The organism is Burkholderia sp. HMSC10F09, from assembly GCF_001806955.1.
GTDB classification, from domain to species: Bacteria; Pseudomonadota; Gammaproteobacteria; order Burkholderiales; family Burkholderiaceae; genus Burkholderia; species Burkholderia multivorans.
On sequence record NZ_KV786903.1, the window covers coordinates 1 to 19,235 of the forward strand.

The following is a 19,235-nucleotide window of genomic DNA, read 5'->3' on the forward strand; positions in this document are numbered from 1 at the left end:
AAAGAACCTTAACTGAACGGCATTACGCCCCACGGGGCGCTTTTCTTATTGGATGTTCGAGATCGACCGGCTGCCGTCACGCGCTCGATGCCGTGCGAACCGTCGTCGTCGGCACGCTTTGCAATGCCGGCGCAACGGCCGTCTGATATTCCGGCACCCAGCGTCGCAGATCGCGCCGGACCTCGTCGTCGGTCAGCACACGATGCTGCATCAGCCAAGGCAGGAGTTCGTCGAGCAGGTTGCCGGGCACTTCGCGGGCGCGTGCGATCCGCAGCTTCGGGTGCGGCGTGCGCGTCGTCGTCTCGTCGTCCGCAAGCAGTTCCTCGTAGAGTTTTTCGCCCGGACGCAAGCCGGTGAATTCGATGCGAATCTGCTCCTCGGAAAATCCGTAGAGACGAATCAGGTCGCGCGCGAGATCGACAATCTTGACCGGTTCGCCCATGTCGAGAATGAAGATCTCGCCGCCGCGCCCCATGCTCGACGCCTGCAGCACGAGCTGCGACGCCTCGGGGATCGTCATGAAGAATCGCGTGATTTCCGGGTGCGTGACCGTCACCGGGCCGCCCTTCGCGATCTGCTGCTGGAACTTCGGAATCACGCTGCCGGCGCTGCCGAGCACGTTGCCGAAACGCACGGTCTCGAACTGCGTGCGGCCGCTCGTCTGCTGCAGCGCCTGACACGCCATTTCGGCGAGGCGCTTGCTTGCACCCATCACGTTGGTCGGATTGACCGCCTTGTCGGTCGAGATCAGCACGAAGTGGCGGACGTCGTGGCGGATCGCCGCGCGCCACGCGATACGTGCCGAGCACGTTGTTGCGCAGCGCCTGCCATGCGTTGTGCTCCTCCATCAGCGGCACGTGCTTGTATGCGGCCGCATGGAACACGATGTGTGGCGCATAGCGCGACATCACCTGGTCGAGCAGCAGCGAATCCTTCGCGTCGCCGATGATCGGCACGACCGGCTGATCGGGGAAGCGCTCGCGCAATTCCTCGACGAGGCGGTACATCGCGTATTCGGACAGATCGAACGCGACCAGTTGCGCCGGTGCGAAGCGGAGGATCTGCCGGCACAGCTCGGAGCCGATCGAACCGCCGGCGCCAGTGACCATCACGACGCGGCCGCGCAGCAGCGCTTCGACGTGCGGCGTGTCGATCGTTACTGCTTCGCGACCCAGCAGGTCTTCGAGATCGATATTGCGCACCTGGGACAGGAAACCCTGCCCCGGCATCAGCGCAGTCAGCGACGGCAGCACCATCGCCTTCACGCCCGCGCGCACGCACAGCGTCGCCACGCGTCGCTGCGTTTCGACGGACGCCGACGGAATCGCGATGATCGCGTATTCGACCTTCATCGCTTCGGTCCAGTGCTTCAGGTCGTTGAACGAGCCGAGCACCTTGTAGCCGTAGATTTCGCGGCCCTGCTTCGTCACGTCGTCGTCGAGCAGGCCGACGAGCCGCCATTCGCCGGAACGGGACAGCTCGCGCGCGAGATTCGCTCCCGCCGTGCCGGCGCCGAGCACGAGCACGGGCTTGCCCTGGCCGACGAGGCCGCCGTACAGGTAGAACTCCTTCGTCGCGCGATAGAGCGCGCGTGCGCCGCCCATCGCGAGGAACAGCATCAGTGGCGAAACGAGCAGCACCGAGCGCGGGATGATCGGCGTCGGTTGGAACATCACGGCGCCGATCATCACGATCACGGCGCCGCCGATGACTGCCTTCGAGATGCGCATCAGGTCGGGCAGGCTCGCGAACACCCACAGGCCCCGGTAGAGGCCGAAGATGTGGAACATCAGGGCGTAGACGGGCAAGGCCCATCCCAATGCGGTCAGCGCACCGCGCAGGAAATCAGGCGGGATGCTGCCATTAAAGCGGATCAGATAAGCGCACAGCCACGCGGCGACAACCGCCGTCAGGTCGAAAAAGAAAGCACTCAGCGACAGCCATGATGCTTTGGATCGCAACATCGGCGGGAAACCTCACGAATTGTTTTTGGCGGCCGTCTGAAGCCGGCGCCAACGCATGTCGATCACCACTCCGATACATGCCAGGACGCCGTACCAAGCGAAGAACCACAGCCATTGCTGCGGCTCCGGGCGGCCCTTTGCCCACAAGGCGACGATTATGCCTGTGAGCATGATGAGGTACCAATAAAGAGCGGTGCGGCCGTGGCCGATGCCCGACCGAACCATCCTTTGATAATAATGCTCTCGGTGTGCTTGCCAGAACTGTTCTCCGCGTAACATTCGTCTCAAAAGTGTTACAGACGCGTCCGCAATAAAGGGGGCGAACACGAGTGCCGGAAACCAGATCGGCCAGACGGCGGTACGCCACCCCCAGTAGCCCAGCGCACCGGCAAGGAAGCCCAGCGGAATCGAGCCGGCATCGCCCAGGAACAGCCGCGCCGGGTGGAAATTCAGCAGAAGAAAGCCGAGCGCGGCGCCGGCTACCGCAGCGCCTGCGACTGCGAGATCTTGCGATGGATTCGCACCGCTCAACGCCGCGATCGCATATGCACCGAAGCCGAACAACGCCATCCCGCCCGCGAGACCGTCGGCGCCATCCATGAAGTTGTACAGGTTCGTCAGCCAGACCATCACGAAGCCCACGCCGGCCAACAGCCACCAGGGCGCCGCAGCGGGATAAACGGCAATCAATGCCACCACTGCCGCGAGGTGTGCCGAGAACCGCACGCGAGCGGGAAGTCCACGGCGGTCGTCGATTTGGGATATCGCGGCGAGCGCCGCTACGCCGACGGCAATCAACCATAAGCGCGACGCACATGCCACGAGCACGACGAGGCAAACTGGGACAATGCCCCACCCGCCTACACGTGGCGTCGGCAGCGTGTGAAGCGAACGATCGTTCGGAATATCGGTTGCGAGTCGCCATGCGAGGCCGGTCGCGAGCAGAACGCGCAAGATCGCCGTCGACGCAACGGCAGCAACCAAGGCCACCGCTGTCGCGGCAAGCCAAGTGGGTATCGGGAGATGCATGTCGGCTATTGTCGTGTATCGCGCGAACGATACCATGCGGCGGTGGCTTCGAGGCCCTGGCGCGTCGTGTAAGGCGGGTGCCAGCCGAGGACGCGCTTGATCCGGCCCGTATCGAGCTGAAGGCTACCGGTGAGGCGGTCGACCGCCGCTCGGCGGCCGGTCAGCGTACCGAGCGCCTGCAGCACGGCGGACGGAACCCGAATCAGGCGGGCTGGCTTCCCGAGTGCGTCGCCGACCAGTCGTAACAGATCAGTGACCGACGGCGCATCGTCGTCGGCAACGTGGAAACATTCGCCTGCGGCACGCGGATCCACCGCGCAATGCAGCAGTGCGTCGGCGAGGTTGTCGACATAGACGATGCTGCGGCGTGCAGCAATGGAACCGAGCGGTAGCGGCATCCCGCGCGCGACCGCATCCATCATGCGCAGGAAGTTGGCGCGAACGCCCGGACCGTAGACGAGCGGCGGACGCACGACCACGACATCGAGACCATTGGCAGCACCGAACTGAGCAAGCTGCCGCTCGGCGCGCAGTTTTGAGCGGCCGTAGGCGTCCTGAGGCTCGGGGTTCGCAGCTTCCGAAAGCGGCGTGCCGCCATCGCCCTCGCCCACCGCCTTGATGCTGCTCGCGTAGACGATGCGCCGTACGCCATGCTGGCGCGCGGCTTTGGCGAGGCGCAATGTACCGGCGACGTTGGTCGCCTCGAACGCGGCGTCGGGATCCGGGGACTCGTCGCGCATCACGTGCACGCGCGCGGCGAGGTGAACTACGCAGTCGGCCGCTAGGGTCGTCGGCCATTCGTCGTCAAGGCCGTCGAAATCCGCAGCGGGGTGCACCCATTCACGTACGCCATCGACGGTTCCGCCCGGACCTCTCACCAGCGCGGTCACCGTGTGCCCGGCCTCCAGCGCACGACGGCAGACCGCGCGGCCGACGAAGCCGTTTGCGCCCGTGACGACGAGATGGGTCACCACAACCTCCAGCCGAAACGGTTGTAGAACTTGAACGCGGACGCGGCGAACATGCGGATGTGTGCAAAGCCCTTGCGGGAGGCGCCGCCGCCGTGGTGAATCACGCGCACTGACGGGACGTAGGCGACCCGTGCGACGTCGTGCGTGCGCAGGCTGAGGTCGTAGTCTTCGAAGTACAGGAAGTAGCGCGGATCGAAGCCGCCCAGCTTCTTCAGGACTTCGGTGCGGAAGAGCATGAAGCAGCCACTGACGATGGGGGGATCCCAGACGATGTCGTGGTCGTTGATCACGTCGCGCATTTCGTAGTGGGCGAGACGGTTGCCGAAATGAGCTCGCAAGCTGGCGGGCATGAAACCGCGCACTAAAAGGTCCAGTAGCGCGGGAAAGCGACGACACAAAAATTGCTGCTTCCCAAATTGGTCGCCAATCCATGGCGTTAGCAATCCGACATCCGGATGCGCGTCCATGAAGTCGATCGCGCGAACCAGCGCCTCGTCATCGAGGTCGATGTCCGGATTGAGAATCAGGTGATAGCGGGCATACGTGCGACGCAGCGACAGATTATGTCCTCGACCGAAGCCGACGTTGCCTTGCCCCGACACCAGATGCCACGAAATTCCATGCATTCGCAACAGGTCTGCCACATCGTCGGTAGATGAAAAATCACCGTTATCGACGACGCAGACCGTAACGAAACCAGGGTGTGCCCGTTCCCGCAGCCTGTCGCAAGCCGCGACGAGGCTGGTGAGGGTTCGCATCAGCTGATCGGTAGCCGGTCGATAAACAACGACCGACACCGACAGCACGACAGAAGCACCGTCTGTCGCGTGAACCAAACCGCTTTGTGGATAGATTTCGCCGCCCATCAAGCCGTCGAGCGAGGGGAAATTGCATTGCAGTCACCATCGTGACACTTGACAAAAAACACGGCTCACCTCTTCGAAACATACTTGAGACGGACGCTTCCCGAGCCACAAGGCACTGGCCAACCGTTCGATGTGCCCGCGGCGCGACAGAAGGCGTAAGGTAAAATACCGACCTTCCCCGGCGTGCGCCGTACGTCGGACGATCCCGCCCCACGGAAGTATACAGCGTTAACTCGACGCTACCGCCCGAGAGTACCGAATGAGTCCGGCCAAGTTCCGCATCCTCTTGCTTGATACGAAATATCGCAACCCAAATCATTACATTTGCCTTGCTGTGGCCAGCGCACTAAAACGGCATCCTCAGGTGGAGTTCGTCGCGAAAGCGGATCCCATCGACGCGATGTCGATTGCCGTTGCGAACCGTTGCGACTTATTCATTGCGTTCGACGGCGAAGAACTAAATACAACCCTATGTGAGCAACTTGCCCGAGTCTGTGGGCGCTCCCTTCTATGGGTAACCGAAGACCCGTATGAGATCGACATTAACACTCGGAACGCAAAGCTCTTTGATCTTGTATTCACGAACGATTCGTCAAGCGTTGCAGCGTATGGAGCCAAGGGCAACCATCTACCGCTCGCCGGCTCGGCGGAATTCCATTCGCTTCCCGTGTGCCCTCAGGATGAGCCGCTCAGGTACGAGCTCTTCTTTGCCGGAACTGCGTGGCCGAATCGCAGCGCCTTCCTCCGGTCGGTGCTAAAGGACTTCCCCCCAGAGTGGAAGTACAAAATTGCGTTGCCCAGTAACCGCTTCTTGCCTCCGCACGGCGTCGATCTGCCAGAAAGCGCTCTGTCGTGGCGTACTTCGCCGGTTGATTTTGCGAGGTTTGTAAACCGTAGCGCAATCACTCTCATGCTGCCACGAGTATTCTCTGCATCGGGCGGGAGAAAGCTCGCTGAAACGCCGCCGCCGCGGTTGTTTGAAGCTGCACTTGCCGGTGGCGCCCAGATGATTCATGAATCGCTCGCCGAAGTCGACCAATCGTTTCAACCCGGCGAGGAAGTGATTCTCTTTTCTTCCGAACGCGATTTCCTAGAGAAAGCAGCTCGTCTCATTGGCGATCGGCCTTATCGGAACGCAATCGCCGAAGCTGCACGCAAGCGCGCGCTTCGAGAGCATACGTACGACGCTCGCATCGATAAGATGCTGAGCCGCGCCGTCACCCTAGCCAAGCGCACCTCGTCGACGAGTAAAGCGATGCGTACGCTGCTTTTTGTCACGCATAACATTCCGAGCCGTGGTAACTTCGGTGGCGTGGAGGTCTATCTGGACCGACTTAAGCAAGCGCTCGGCAGAGAGTGGAAGATTTTGTTCTACGCCCCCGACCTGACCGGGCGAAAAAATTCTGCTTACGTACTATCGAGCGACTACGAGGAGCTTACGCGGCACGAGTTTACGCAAAGTTATTCGCCCGCCCTTCTGACTTGCGACGATCGCGAGCGTGCATTCCGCCAGGTACTCCGGGACCACGCTGTCGACCTCGTTCATTTCCATCACTTCATCGGCCATGTGCCATCGTTGGTTCACGTCGCGAAACACCTAGGAATCCCCACCGCATTCACGGCTCACGACTACTTTGGCGTCTGCCACGAATTTAATCTGCTGTCTTATAAGAGTGAGTTTTGCGGCGCACCTAACGTGTCGCTCTCGCAATGCGACGTGTGCCTGTGGGAGAAGCATCATATCGTCAGCGGATCTCAGGCGACGCGGCGAGGTTTCTGGAACGACGTGCTACGGCATCTGGATATGATCGTGTTCAACACGAACTATAGCCGCCATACCTTCGAGCGCATTTATCCCGCCGCACGTCAACACCCTTGTGTACGCGTCCTGCCTGTACCAATCCCGGACGGGCATGTACGCAGGCAGCATCAAACACTCCAACCGCTGAAGATTGCTTTGCTCGGCAACGTAACCTTCCAAAAAGGTGGCGACGTCCTGGGACGTGCGCTCACGCAGCTCAGATCCACGCCGGTCGAATTTCACGTTTTTGGAAGGGTGGACCCCCAATATGAATGGCTCGCCAATCGGGACAAGCACCCAAACGTCATCGTTCATGGCCCCTACATGCACGATGCATTACCGAAAGCGTTGCTCGAATGTCAGGTTTCGCTTCATCTGTCGATCTGGCCGGAGACGTATTGCCTGACACTTTCTGAAGCATGGCAACTCGGGTTGGTGCCAATCGTGACGGACATTGGGGCGTTGGGCGAACGTGTCGCCCATATGGTCAACGGCATCAAGATTCAGCCAAACAGCGAGGGTTCACTCATCGACGCCGTCCGTGCATTAGCCGACTCCCCGGATGTCCTGAAAACGTTGCGCAAGGGAGTAACAGAGCGAGCGTACTCGCAACTGTCAAAACATGTCGAACTGCTCTGCGGTGAGTATTCATCGCTACTGTCGACACCACCCCGGGCGCTGAGGACTGACGTACCATTGATGCACACGCCTATTCAGGAACTCGGTGTCGTTATCGAATCACCCACTTGGCAACTCGGCACCGTGCAACAGCCGATTCTCGGGCGAACTTATATGGCTCAGGTTAAGCGATTGCGGCGCTTTTACAAGATGAATGGCCTTCGACCCACTCTGCGGATTCTAGCCAACCGCATCAGAACCCGACGGTAATTCAAGCAATGAACGTACTCATCTCCGGCGCATCGCCCGATGCGATTAATAATAATGCCACCCTGCGTGGCTACGTCGCGAACGGATTTCGAGAGTTGTCCGGCGTATGCACTGTTCGCTCCTGCTCCTTGGAAAGCGCAGCCACGATCGTGCGAACCGAAGCTCCTGAACTGATCGTCATATTTGGGTCGTGCATGCCGTCGGTCAGTTACTACCTCGAAGTGAAGCAGGCAGCGCTCGACATTGGATCCTGCGTAGCGTTCTGGCTCCATGACGATCCTTACGAGTTCGACTATTCGCAAAAGATCATACCGCTGGCCGATATCATCTTTTCGAACGACAGATGGAGTGCAACGCACTACGCTCACCCGAACGTACACCACCTCCCATTGGCTGCGGATCCCGACGCCCACTTCCGCGAACCGGCACCGAGGAAATCTCGCGACGTATTTTTCTGTGGCGTCGGCTTCCCGAATCGCGTTCAGTTGCTGCGTGACTGCGCGAGCGCTCTTCAAGGAATCAATGTCGAAGTAATGGGCGCAGAATGGCCAGCCGACCTCTCCTTTGCAACCAATCGCCGCGTAGCCAACGCTGACCTCCCCGACCTTTACTCCACGTCATTGGTCACATTGAATATCGGCCGCCGCCTCGATCTCGGCAACGAGCGCTTTAAACTTGACGCTTCGACTCCAGGACCGCGTACGTTCGAAGCGGCAGCCGCTGGCACAGTGCAGTGCATGTTCGTCGAAGGGCTTGAAATTAGCGAGTACTACAGCGAACGCGATGGAGAGATTCTGCTGTTCGACTCGCCCGGCGAATTACGCCGCCACATCGAGATGTTGCGAGACGACGAAAAACGGGCAATGGAAATCGCCGTAGCAGCGCAGCGCCGAACCCGCCGCGATCATACGTACCGAAACCGAGCTGAGACGATACTAAGTTGCGTCGAGCAAACTATAAGTCGCGGATAATGCTTACATCCCGAACCTGTTCAGATCAGCCGGCATTGAACAATTGGTTCCGATCTTACAAGCCCATCAACCCTGATCGAGCGTCGCTCATGCCTTCACGCGCACGGTAGCAGGTCAGACGGCACTCGGGGATCGGTTCGCTGCTCGCGGGCTAGCTTCACGGCACCGACATCGGCCCCTCGGACGGCGATCGATCATTGAAAGCCTTCGGGGTTGCCCCCCCGATGCGAAAGCTTTCGCCAGCGCGTATCGATCCGATTGCGCTGGTTGTCCGGCATTCAGCACGCAAATTAGCAGCGCGTAGCTCGCGCTTTCGAGAAAGTCGGCACGCTGCGGTGCCGACGGGTTCGTTCGGACACTGAATGTCTCCCAGCCGCTACCCTATTTCAATTGACCCTCGATCAACTGGCTGAATCAGCGTCCGGTCCGAGTTAATCTGTCCGTACAGCCGTCCACGGAAATCACCCAAGATTTCCAGCATTGTGAGTATCACAAGGAAAGACGGCTCATATAAGCAACTGTCAATTCACGTCGACCACATCCAACACTTGCTTTATCAGCGCTGCATCGACCACATAATTACTATGCAATCTCGAACCATCATTTATTTCAATAGGCTGAGTGAAAATCCAGTTAAACTGCTGCCCGCGCAGACTAGCAAGATCATAAAAAAAGAAATCGTACAAACCAGGATCAATTACGGTGACCTGCGCCCCTTCCGGCGAAAACACTGAATTTGTTAGACCAGCGCCCAATGGACCCATCACGTGTTGCGCACCCGAGAATGTCGCAACCTGATCCAACACACTCATCGTCTCGGGGCGAACAATCTTAAAACCGTAGGATTGAGCAATGTCCTCAATGACGTGCTCGTTTTCCATACGACGGTTGGGATGACCCGATCGCGATACGTAAATTTTTTCAAACCCGCGACGCACACCGGCAGCCTTCCTCAATCTTGCCGCGAGCGTCGATACTGCATGAGACTTTTGTGAATTGTGCCGCGTTACCGGACCCGGGACCACCAACTCATCAACCTTAGCAAGCGGCGTGGTCATATAAATCAGCGAGAACGCATCGCCATATGCGGCATGCAGCATTTTCTCGAAATGAATACGCAAATTTTCTGCCAGACTAGGCACAATAAGCCGCATTGGAGTCAAACCGGCCTTTAGCAGACTTTCGCACTTTGACAGCATTTCAACAAGAACGTGGCCGTAATTGTTCTTTCCGGATTTCCATATGTAGGCCGCCCGACCGGTTATATGCTCGATATTGTATCCCGGCACGTTCGACAACTCCTCGAATGTTGGGATCGAAATATGATCAACAACCGATCCCTGCAGAACCTGCCTTTCTCGATTGAACAATACAGTATAATCTGAAGCATAAGCCTCATTATGAAAATAAACATCCTGAGGAGGGACTATGACGTATCGGCGGCATATTTCGTTCAAAATATATCGCCGAACATCATCGGAATAGCCAAAAAAATTGAATAGATTTGGCGTCCTTCTCTCGTACTGACTCTCCGGCTCCACTTCCACCCAGCGATCTGCCTGCGAGCGCCTAATGTTCACTTGCTCATGTACGTTCATCTTGAACCCTTCTCACGGATTACCGCCCACTTCTCCGACATTTTTTGACCCAATCGCCCCATCGACTTCACGATGGAACAACGTTGTACACACCATTCCCGGTCGAATAGACAATAGCGACCATACCGCCCAGCAGGTGCATTGTCATGATGAAAAATATACTGGACATGGTGCACACCCGGAGACCCGGGGTCACCCTATACGAGCGGAACTTAGAGAGCCTGCTCAATGACGTAATTCTTAAACGAGTCCCCCCCAATCTCGAACGGATCTCGGAATCTCGCTTTCAAATCCGGCCGGCTTCGATACAGCACTCTATGGGCCCGAGGAATCTCACTGCCATCTGAATACGTTGAGTAGCCCCACCATCCCTTTGGCACCCCTTGAACCGCATGTGACGCCAGACGCCACTTGTACCATTTAATGAGTTCAAAGACAGCAAAACTCGCCCCAGCGTATCGCTCAAGCATCAATTCGCCAACCCATGTTATCTTTGTAAAATGAAAAAATTTTAGCGGAACACCGTCAGCAGTTATTTCTCCATTCGAATGAATCTCTAATGGCCTCTGACTCTGATTCCAGCTCGCAACGTTATAACCCGGATCCCGTAATATGTGGAGTGTCGGAAAAAATACAGGCGCGTGATCGCACCATCGTTGGTCGGTAAAGAGCCCATTAGGCACATCATCGAAGCAGAAATCGAGCAACCTATCGCGCCACCAACGGGCGAAGCGCCGCCCTTCATCTGTATTGGCAACAGCGCAAAATCCCAGATTATATATTCCGTACTTCAACGAACCAATTTCATTATCAACGATCGCCCGCCTCTCCGTGTCCGGCTTCACCTGGTGCGGCGTCAATATCGAATCGTAAGAGTCCAATAACTCAACAACATAATCAAGTTCCGAGAAGAGCGCGATATCCGGATCGAGATATACGACTTTGTCAGCACCCTGCTCGAGCAGTTTGCACAGCATCGGCCCCTTCACTGCCGTACACAGCTCGATAACATCATGTTCGAACATCCATCCTTTCAGATCCGGTATACCCAACTCTGAAACGTGAACCACTCCATCTATAGATTCATTTTTGAGATCGAGCCGAAAACCTTCCGGCTCTGTATCTGACAGACAAAGCCAAAACTTCCAATCAGGATGAAACTGTTTGAGCGTTTCTCCCAAGACGCGCACACGGTCAAGATACGAATAAGAAGCACTTGTAAAGCAATGCACATTAGCCATTAATCACCTCAGCGTCGATTTTCTCATCCTCGGTTCGATGCTGCGAAGCGATCCATCCATAGCTATGTTCGCCATTTAGCACTGCGCCGCGCAATCGAGAACTGTTGTTGACCAAACGCATTAGCTCGCCCCCCTCGAACAATTCAAATAGGGCGCTCATATCATCGACGGCCACGCCACGTTGTGGCGCCGACGACGAAACCGCCGGCCAGACATTACCGGCGTCTTTGCGCGCCACGACGAACGCACCGCCCGCTAAAGCCTCATGAACGGCAAAGCAAAACGTCTCGGGCCATAGTGACCAACTTACCACTACGTCAATGTTTTGCTCTGCGACGGCTTCGATCATCGCCGAACGCTCTTCAGCACTGACCTTCACGGGAACGTTCCTAATACAACCGATTAAGGGAGGACCATCCTGCGCCCCGAGTTGCAGAAAACGGTAGCGCGGATCCTTTCGAAAACGCAGCGCCAACTCCTCAAACACGCTCCAGCCTTTAAGAAATGACCTGGCACCAATGTGAGCAATAGTTAAGGCTCGAGTTGCAGACACGGATTCGTCGTTGCTGCTGCAAGCGAGATACAGGTTCGCCGGAGCAATCACTCGATGCGAATTCACCGGATATGAGGAGTGTTCGAGCCAAAACCGCAGTGCGACACTTGACGGAGCTGCAATATCTGGTACCAACTCCTCGAAGAATTTCCAAATCCGTTCCAAATGCCCCGCGCGCTCTGAGCCATATGTGCAAACCCGACACGCGCCCGAGCCGGGTTGTGGAGCTCCACAAAACGCGACATCGTTCCGCATAAGCGCGTAACTGGGACAAAGAGTGAAGAAGTCGTGCAACCACATTTTCGGTCGCGTAACAGAAAACGCACGGGCAATTTTTGCCACCGCCTCAGGAGAATGCCCCAATAAATGATGAATTAGCAACTCGGTCCGCGATCCATTTGGTAACCACTCCTGGAAGACCGCAGTTAAAGTTTCCACCGTGGTAACGCCCAACGCATCACCGTCAATACGCAGTTTTAGTCGAAAACTATCAACATGCGCCGCGTCACCCAATGTTGGCAAGGGTGCAGCTGGACAAATATGCAAATAGTTCCAACCGTTTTCACAAAATAACTTCTGTTCGTCGCTTATGATATTTTGGATTCCACCAAAACTTTCCACATAATCATCGTGACTCACCGAAATAGCCAATGCGACACCACGATTACGTTCTCGCAGACGTTCTGCCAACTCCAGACGCGACAGTGCTGGCGTTACGTCGGCCGCACCCAACCAATCTTTTTGGCGGTCATAAATTGGATTTGAAGACTCAATCTGGCGACGCCAAATATCAAGAGGTCGTCGCGGCAACCGCCCTTCCAATCGACCGCTTTGAAGATAATGCAAGAAAGGATTAATACCTGCAGCATCAACGTCCGGATTAGATGCCAGATAATATCTGACATCGAAATCTCGCGACGGATTGCGCCTCTCACGCCATCCATGCACCATAAAATGATCCAACGCGTCCACGCCGGCGGCTTCGACGTCCGGGTTGCACGCAAGGTAATACTTACGATCGAATTCCTGCGCTACTATCTCGTATGAATAGGGGTCGGGTCTATCTTGGCTCAATTTAAGGCTCCTCGTCGACTTATTAATGTGCTTCTTTCAGCGGAACGGCCGCGTAATTTTTGCGAGCGCGCGCAACCCAATAACAAGTACAGATTTAATGGCCGGATATCGCATAGCCATTCGTCGTATCGGCGCGCCAGCGCGCCAATAAGCGCTCGATTCGATAGCTCGAAGCGCATCGATCTGAGATCGCAACAGAGCGCACTCTTGCTCGAGCGACTGAGTCCGTTCCTCCGAAAGCCTTTTCACCTCCCCTAGTCGAGCCAAACGATCCAAAGCTTGTGCGTTCGACTGCGCGATATTTTTCTCCAAATCTGAAATTCTCTGATTCGCGAGTTCGAGCATATGCTGACATGTCCGCTTTTCTTCTCGAACTTTCGAATAGCGTTCGGTTATATCATTTAATTTTTGTGTCATCGTCTTCAGCCGCCCCGTAGCTTCGGTCAACTCGTTCCGTGCATCGCGCAGTTGCTCATCAATCAGAGGTCTCAATTTTGGATCACTCTCAGGAAATTTATTAATATCGTCACCGTGAAGCCTATGTGCCGCTAACGCCACCACTTCGGGTAGCGATAGATTAAGCCACTCCTCCAACCCCCATCTCGGCGTGCGCCATAAGGCCGCCTTCAAATCCGAATTACTCGAGATCTCCCGCAATATGCAACCATACTCGGTTAACTCTTTTCCCAATTCAGAAATTTTACTTTTCACCGCAAGAAGACCCGCCTCATACGCCCACGGGAATATTGGCTCGGCAGATTTGTTTACATTATCGGGGTTATACGCAGGAAATGCAAAATAATATACCTTTCGCCCCATCGATAGAAAAAGCTCGGCGATCGCGAAAGATTGGGGCGTCTCGTTACACTCGACCCACAGTATCACGTCTCGCGAAATCAAGTAATCTCGATCGGCATCAAGCAATTTAAATTCAGCGCCTTCGAGATCCAACTTCACGAGATCGAATTTTCCAACGCGCTCTTCTATTTCGCGAATCGTTTGCGTTTTTATTTCATGTTGAGGCTGACTCTCGTTTTCCACTAAAACAAACGAAGTCGAGCCGATATTATCTCTTTCCGCGTGAGACGATCCGACCGCAACGCCTTGAGGTGCGAGCAACACGTTTTCCACATTCCAGTTTGCCCTGCAGTTCAGGTCAACATTGCGCACTAATAGGGGGACAATGTCAGAATTGGCCTCGACGAAATGAACATAGCCCAACTCTCGAATATGTGACAGGCCCAGCCCAAATGTGCCAAGGAACGCCCCACCGTCCAAAACACGCGCCCCTACGGCTGGAATAAAACCCGAAACGAACAGCGACTCCAGCCAGGCCCACTCACCAAACCGGCTAAGATGACGGCCGACCACGTCACTCTTGGCGTTCGGTACCTGTAATCGACCATATCTCGTCTCAATCTCGCCAATTTCAGCCATCTCCCACCCCCAAAATAAGATGCATCAAAGCAGTTAAATCACAGGTCTCGTTTCCTCCAACGCCGCCAGGAACTCTGGATTTTTCTCGCGAAATAGCGTCTCCCATTGCTCAGTCTTAGCGTCTGCCAACGGCGTCAACTCAAACTCCACGGACCGAATGGAATCACCGCACGGATTTATTTTTTGTTCGATTCTTCGCAATTGAGATAGAGGGTCAGAAACCAGGTCCTCGTAAAAAAAGCGCTCCGGCTGTATATGGTTCTCCGAAAAGACACGCTCGAAATATATTTCACCCTCCACCAAGTGTTGACACCAGTTTTTTATGCTCCCCTCATCATATTGAATTTCTCCAAACCGCTTCCTAGCCTCTTTATCAGTCTGATAGCTATGAAACACTCCGGAACGAACGCTCCGATACAGTGAGATAGCTTGACGAACGATGTTCTTGCGGCGCAGATAAAAATGCGAAAATACCTCGCATGCATGTGCAACGTCTTCAAGCATTCGGCAGACGTTGCTTGTCTGCGATGGTGAGAGTTGAACGCCAAAGCACCCGCCATCGGATGCCGTCAATTCGACCGTCCTGAGAATATATTCGTCTACGTCAGTAACCTCAAGCGCCTTAGGGGGCCTGCAGCCGAGCGCTAGCTCGTCCGTTTGTATCCAATCTTCATTAAACCACTCTTGCGGCACTCCGAGTCGTCCACTCTTGGCCGCCATGTCGGTTAGCCATGTACTTCCCGATCTTGCGATAATGAAAATTACGTATGGTCGCCCATTAACGGCAATGCGCTCAATGGTACGCCTATGTATGACGTGATTCTTAGAAAATACTGACAAGATTTTGTCGAAAGACTGCACGAAAACCTCTCACCAATCCTTAGTGTGATATATATGTCAGATAACATTTTGGCGAACTTGCACCAAATTATTACACCCCAAGCGCAAAAAACTTGATGCAATAAACTGCACACCACACTTATTAAACAACAAATTCCATTAAATTGCCAGTTTACTTAGACACTACTTTTTCAATCAATTCATCTAGCAAACCTTTATTTCGGAAATTCGACCGCAGCGCGTTCACCTCATCATCTCAAGTATGGAATCAATTCCGGCCCTGCGTCTCACGCTCATATGCTGATACAATATCCTCGACGGGACCGAACGCTCGTACACGACCACGCTCCATCCAAAGGGCCTTGTTACATACTTTACGGATTTCCGAATTAGAATGCATTGCAAGTACCACAATTTCAGATCGTTTGTGCAGATCCGCCAACCGGGCTTCTGCTTTTTGCATGAATGAAGCATCGCCTACTCCCATTACTTCATCCAACAGCAAGATCTCGGCGTCGACTGCGGTTGACACTGCGAACGCTAGTCGCACTCTCATCCCACTAGAGTACGTTCGAATTGGCAAATCCAGATAGTCGCCCAACTCACAAAAATCAGTGATATCACGTTGTTTCGCACGTATTTCTTCGTCTGACATCCCAAGCAACAATCCGCGCAGTCGGATGTTTTGGATACCAGTGGAGTTTTCATCCATACCTAGGCTTATATCGAGCAAAGGCACCACTTTTCCTTCGCGATGCAATTCGCCTGCGGTCGGCGGATAAATTCCAGCCATCGCTCTAAGCAATGTCGATTTCCCAGCACCATTGTGGCCAATCAGGCCAATACGGTCACCCCGTTCAAAGCGGAGGCTCACGTCATCGAGTGCACGCACGACGATAACGCCATCATTGCCTTCCGCAATACGGTTCCGCCGCCCCATGCGAAGCACCTGCTTCTTGAGGGAGCGCCCCTGCACGTCGAAAATTGGCAAGTCGAGCGTTACGTTTTTCAATTCAATGTACGCCATGTGTATTCCTCAAACCCAATACGGGATACGCTTTAGATACCGACCCGTAAGAAGCAACGCGATCGGCCATCCAATGATCGCCATTCCAATCGTAACTGCCCACGTTAAACCGCTTGGCATTTGCCCGATCAATGGGCCTCTCACAACATCGATCAAATAGGCCAAAGGATTCCACTCGACGATAAACGAAAAGCGATTCAATGCGTTTGGCCGAAAAATAATCGGCGTAACATAAAACGCGACTTGAAGTAATGCACCGATGATCTGCGGAAGGTCACGGAAACGTGCCGACAACAAGCCGGCCATCATCGCGATCCACAGTGCATTCACGAGGTAAACAAACAACCCTGGAATGAAAAGCGGCAGTACTTCCCAGTTTTTTATGCCAAAAATTGCCAGCAGCGCAATAATGATCACAAAGTTGTGTGCGAGAATGATCAAGTTCCGCCATACAACCTGCAGCATGTAGATAAGCTTGGGCGTCGCCATCTGCCTAATGTACGAGGCACTACTGATGTACGCGACGCTTCCTTCCTGAATCGTCTGCGAGAAGAGTCCCCACAATACGATGCTAGAAGCGAGGAATGGCAAATACTCGTTCATCTTTTGCCCGAAAAGCGTTCCATACACGATGCCCAACGATGTGATCATCACGCCCATACTGATCGTGAGCCAGAAAGGCCCAAAACGCGAACGCGCGTAGCGTTGGCGGATTTCGAGCCAGCCGAGCAGCGTCCACAACCGCCAGGACGCGATACTTTGTTTGAGGTCAGCGAGTGAAAGAGTCAGCATGCAAGCCTTCAAATATAAAAACAAAATCTTCGGAAACCGCTGCCCCGGAGTCCCTACAGCGCCCCCAACCGGCCGGTAAGCCCGTGCCAGATGCCCAGAATTGACATTCGCAAGTGTGCTGTGCGAGGCTGCATGAAAAGCCCGTAGATTGCGAGTCGTATCGGCATCTTGACGAGTTCCGTCGACTTCCAACTCCAGGGCACATAGCCGCGCCGTAGGAGGGCCACTGCGTTGCGAAACAGATAGTAGTGTCTTACAGGGTTATGGCCCGGATAACGCCGTCCGAAAATCCGCACTGGCTCACCGCCGAGTTCGTGCGACAGACGTAGCGCCGGCGCGCCGAGCACCAGGTAGCCTTTCGAACGAGCGCGCACGCACCATTCTAGGTCAACGAAATCGATGAACAGTGACTCGTCCATCGGACCAATGTCGGACCAGACGGCGAGATTCAGACACGAACCAGAAGTAATTAGAAAATCGACTTCAACCGGCTGCTGGCCGATCGGTTGGATGCGCTTCAGCCTTAAACAGCCGAAACGAACAAAAGGAGCGACACCGCCAAGACGGGCGTCTTCGTATGCGGGTCCAACCACAGCAACCCGATTGTTGCGGGCTCGCTCAGCCGCGAGCGTCCGAGGCAATTCGGTCAATAACTGCGTGGAAGGCTCGCTATCCTGGTCGAACAGAAGCGAGCACGTGCAGCCCGTAGCCTTCAGCTGCGAGATACCCTGATTAAGCGCTGTCGCGACACCAAGATTTGCGCCGTTCGCCAGATAGATGATCCGACGGTCCAAACCTAACGCATCGGCACTCGATGCCTCTTCGGTATTATCGACAACCACGCACGGCCATTCGTCCGCTAGCCGATTCGCCCGGCTCACGCAATCGCGGTCCGGCCGATAGAAGACGATCACAATGCCTGCGCGCTCTGGATGAGCGGGGCGTTCGCTCAACTTACTCACTCAGGCACAGTCGCAGCGCGTCGTCCCACGTCGGCAGTTTCAGCCCGAACATGTCGGTCAGTTTGTCGTGCGACATTCGCGAATTGGCGGGACGCTTCGCAGGAACCGGATACTCGCTTGCGGGGATCGGAATAATCCGCGGCGCGCGATCACCCATCGCCGTGGCCAAAATCGCCTCGGCAAAGCCGCACCACGATGTCGCCCCGCCTGCCGTGAGATGATAGATGCCGGAGCGTCGAGCCCACCAGTCCCGGTCCATCGCCGCGGGGCTTCGTGCGACAATATGCGACGTAGCGATTGCGATCGTCTTCGACCACGTTGGCGCGCCGATCTGATCAGCGACGACTTTCAATTCATCACGTTCCGCGCCGAGCTTCAACATCGTTAGCAGAAAGTTCTTGCCGCGCCGCCCGTACACCCAACTCGTCCTCAGAATTAAGTGCGCGCATCCTGCCGCCGCGATTGCGCGTTCGCCCTCAAGCTTAGTCAGCCCATACACATTCTGAGGATTGGTTTCGTCCGTCTCGATATAGGCGCCCTGTTTGGTGCCATCAAACACGTAGTCGGTCGAGTAATGCAGCAGCACCGCGCCGCTACGGGCAGCTTCCTCCGCAAAGACGCGCGGCAGGTCCGCATTCAGCCGACGAGCAGCCTCAATATCCGTCTCCGCTCGGTCAACGGCGGTATAAGCAGCCGGATTCACGATGATCGATGGCTGCAGCTCCCGCACGACACTGCGCACCCGATCCAGGTCCGACAAATCCAGCATTGAACGGTCGCAGGGGACGATCCGCCCGAGACCTTGCAGCGAACGCAGCAGTTCAAATCCCACCTGCCCATTCACACCCGTCACGAGAATCGTCGGTTCAGTCTTCACACCCACCTCACGCATAGACTTCGGCCTCCCCCAACCCCTTGCCAGCCGCATCCTTCGCGGCGAGCAACGGCTCGAAGTTGATCGGCCATTCGATGCCGATGTCCGGATCGTTCCACACGATGCTGCGCTCGTGCTCGGGGTACCAATAGTCGGTGGTCTTGTACAGGAACTGCGCCGCCTCCGACAGCACGACGAAGCCGTGCGCGAATCCGGGCGGCACCCAAAGCTGCCGATGGTTGTCCGCCGACAGCGTCACGCCGACCCACTTGCCGAAGTTCGGCGAGCTGCGGCGAATGTCCACGGCTACGTCGAACACTTCGCCTTCGACCACGCGCACGAGCTTG

General features: G+C 55.7%; 15 protein-coding genes and 1 pseudogene. 2 read left to right on the plus strand and 14 right to left on the minus strand.

What is annotated here, in order from left to right:
• Positions 1–76: 76 nt before the first annotated feature.
• From HMPREF3115_RS25490 to HMPREF3115_RS25505, 4 genes and pseudogenes are all read right to left on the minus strand, one after another.
• Positions 77–1,964 (minus strand): annotated as a pseudogene (locus HMPREF3115_RS25490) (polysaccharide biosynthesis protein).
• Between the two features lie 12 nt (positions 1,965–1,976).
• Positions 1,977–2,993: an MraY family glycosyltransferase gene (locus tag HMPREF3115_RS25495; protein WP_070556614.1), complete on the minus strand. Its 1,017-nt coding sequence runs from the start codon at positions 2,991–2,993 to the stop codon at positions 1,977–1,979.
• A gap of 5 nt (positions 2,994–2,998) precedes the next feature.
• The gene (locus HMPREF3115_RS25500) at positions 2,999–3,964 is read right to left on the minus strand and encodes a UDP-glucose 4-epimerase family protein (RefSeq protein ID WP_070556634.1); all 966 of its coding nucleotides are present in this window, start codon (positions 3,962–3,964) and stop codon (positions 2,999–3,001) included.
• Entirely contained in the window at positions 3,961–4,830 is an 870-nt protein-coding gene (locus HMPREF3115_RS25505) for a glycosyltransferase family 2 protein (RefSeq protein WP_371089510.1), read from the minus strand. Before HMPREF3115_RS25505 ends, HMPREF3115_RS25500 begins: the two co-directional genes overlap by 4 nt.
• A 259-nt stretch (positions 4,831–5,089) precedes the next feature.
• Between HMPREF3115_RS25505 and HMPREF3115_RS30245 the strand changes: the two genes are divergently transcribed.
• Positions 5,090–7,519: a glycosyltransferase family protein gene (locus HMPREF3115_RS30245; RefSeq protein ID WP_083302298.1), complete on the plus strand. Its 2,430-nt coding sequence runs from the start codon at positions 5,090–5,092 to the stop codon at positions 7,517–7,519.
• Positions 7,520–7,527: 8 nt separating this feature from the next.
• Positions 7,528–8,490, plus strand: coding sequence for a CgeB family protein (locus HMPREF3115_RS30250; RefSeq protein ID WP_083302299.1), 963 nt, complete (start codon positions 7,528–7,530; stop codon positions 8,488–8,490).
• A gap of 521 nt (positions 8,491–9,011) precedes the next feature.
• Here the strand turns inward: HMPREF3115_RS30250 and HMPREF3115_RS30255 are convergent.
• The 10 genes from HMPREF3115_RS30255 to rfbC form a co-directional block, all read right to left on the minus strand.
• Entirely contained in the window at positions 9,012–10,088 is a 1,077-nt protein-coding gene (locus HMPREF3115_RS30255; protein WP_083302300.1) for a glycosyltransferase family 61 protein, read from the minus strand.
• A gap of 212 nt (positions 10,089–10,300) precedes the next feature.
• Entirely contained in the window at positions 10,301–11,329 is a 1,029-nt protein-coding gene (locus tag HMPREF3115_RS30260; protein WP_083302301.1) for a hypothetical protein, read from the minus strand.
• On the minus strand, positions 11,322–12,956 hold the full coding sequence (locus HMPREF3115_RS31785) for a glycosyltransferase family protein (protein WP_176748773.1): 1,635 nt from the start codon (positions 12,954–12,956) through the stop codon (positions 11,322–11,324). The genes HMPREF3115_RS30260 and HMPREF3115_RS31785 overlap by 8 nt, the downstream gene beginning before the upstream one ends.
• Positions 12,957–12,992: 36 nt before the next feature.
• Positions 12,993–14,393: an FkbM family methyltransferase gene (locus HMPREF3115_RS30265; protein ID WP_083302302.1), complete on the minus strand. Its 1,401-nt coding sequence runs from the start codon at positions 14,391–14,393 to the stop codon at positions 12,993–12,995.
• Between the two features lie 33 nt (positions 14,394–14,426).
• A complete protein-coding gene (locus HMPREF3115_RS30270) occupies positions 14,427–15,254 on the minus strand; it encodes a Stf0 family sulfotransferase (protein WP_083302303.1) in 828 nt (275 codons plus the stop codon).
• 247 nt (positions 15,255–15,501) lie between these two features.
• On the minus strand, positions 15,502–16,260 hold the full coding sequence (locus HMPREF3115_RS30275; RefSeq protein ID WP_083302304.1) for an ABC transporter ATP-binding protein: 759 nt from the start codon (positions 16,258–16,260) through the stop codon (positions 15,502–15,504).
• Positions 16,261–16,269: 9 nt separating this feature from the next.
• Positions 16,270–17,052 carry an ABC transporter permease gene (locus HMPREF3115_RS25530; RefSeq protein ID WP_070556625.1) on the minus strand — a complete coding sequence of 261 codons (783 nt, stop codon included), beginning with the start codon at positions 17,050–17,052 and terminating at the stop codon, positions 16,270–16,272.
• Positions 17,053–17,105: 53 nt separating this feature from the next.
• Complete coding sequence (locus HMPREF3115_RS25535; protein ID WP_227747594.1) at positions 17,106–18,005, minus strand: glycosyltransferase family 2 protein; 900 nt, start codon at positions 18,003–18,005, stop codon at positions 17,106–17,108.
• A gap of 1 nt (position 18,006) precedes the next feature.
• Entirely contained in the window at positions 18,007–18,906 is a 900-nt protein-coding gene (gene rfbD / locus HMPREF3115_RS25540) for a dTDP-4-dehydrorhamnose reductase (RefSeq protein ID WP_070556629.1), read from the minus strand.
• On the minus strand, positions 18,899–19,235 hold a 337-nt coding region (gene rfbC / locus HMPREF3115_RS25545), incomplete at its 5' end, for a dTDP-4-dehydrorhamnose 3,5-epimerase (RefSeq protein ID WP_256276428.1). The genes rfbC and rfbD, both read right to left, overlap by 8 nt.

Bases quoted from the DNA above. Each gene is read 5' to 3' on its own strand.
- HMPREF3115_RS30255 (WP_083302300.1), bottom strand. From the start codon at position 10,088: ATGAACGTACATGAGCAAGTGAACATTAGGCGCTCGCAGGCAGATCGC.
- HMPREF3115_RS30245 (WP_083302298.1), top strand. From the start codon at position 5,090: ATGAGTCCGGCCAAGTTCCGCATCCTCTTGCTTGATACGAAATATCGC.
- HMPREF3115_RS25495 (WP_070556614.1), bottom strand. From the start codon at position 2,993: ATGCATCTCCCGATACCCACTTGGCTTGCCGCGACAGCGGTGGCCTTG.
- HMPREF3115_RS30275 (WP_083302304.1), bottom strand. From the start codon at position 16,260: ATGGCGTACATTGAATTGAAAAACGTAACGCTCGACTTGCCAATTTTC.
- HMPREF3115_RS30250 (WP_083302299.1), top strand. From the start codon at position 7,528: ATGAACGTACTCATCTCCGGCGCATCGCCCGATGCGATTAATAATAAT.
- HMPREF3115_RS30265 (WP_083302302.1), bottom strand. From the start codon at position 14,393: ATGGCTGAAATTGGCGAGATTGAGACGAGATATGGTCGATTACAGGTA.
- HMPREF3115_RS25530 (WP_070556625.1), bottom strand. From the start codon at position 17,052: ATGCTGACTCTTTCACTCGCTGACCTCAAACAAAGTATCGCGTCCTGG.
- HMPREF3115_RS30260 (WP_083302301.1), bottom strand. From the start codon at position 11,329: ATGGCTAATGTGCATTGCTTTACAAGTGCTTCTTATTCGTATCTTGAC.
- rfbD (WP_070556629.1), bottom strand. From the start codon at position 18,906: ATGCGTGAGGTGGGTGTGAAGACTGAACCGACGATTCTCGTGACGGGT.
- HMPREF3115_RS25505 (WP_371089510.1), bottom strand. From the start codon at position 4,830: ATGGGCGGCGAAATCTATCCACAAAGCGGTTTGGTTCACGCGACAGAC.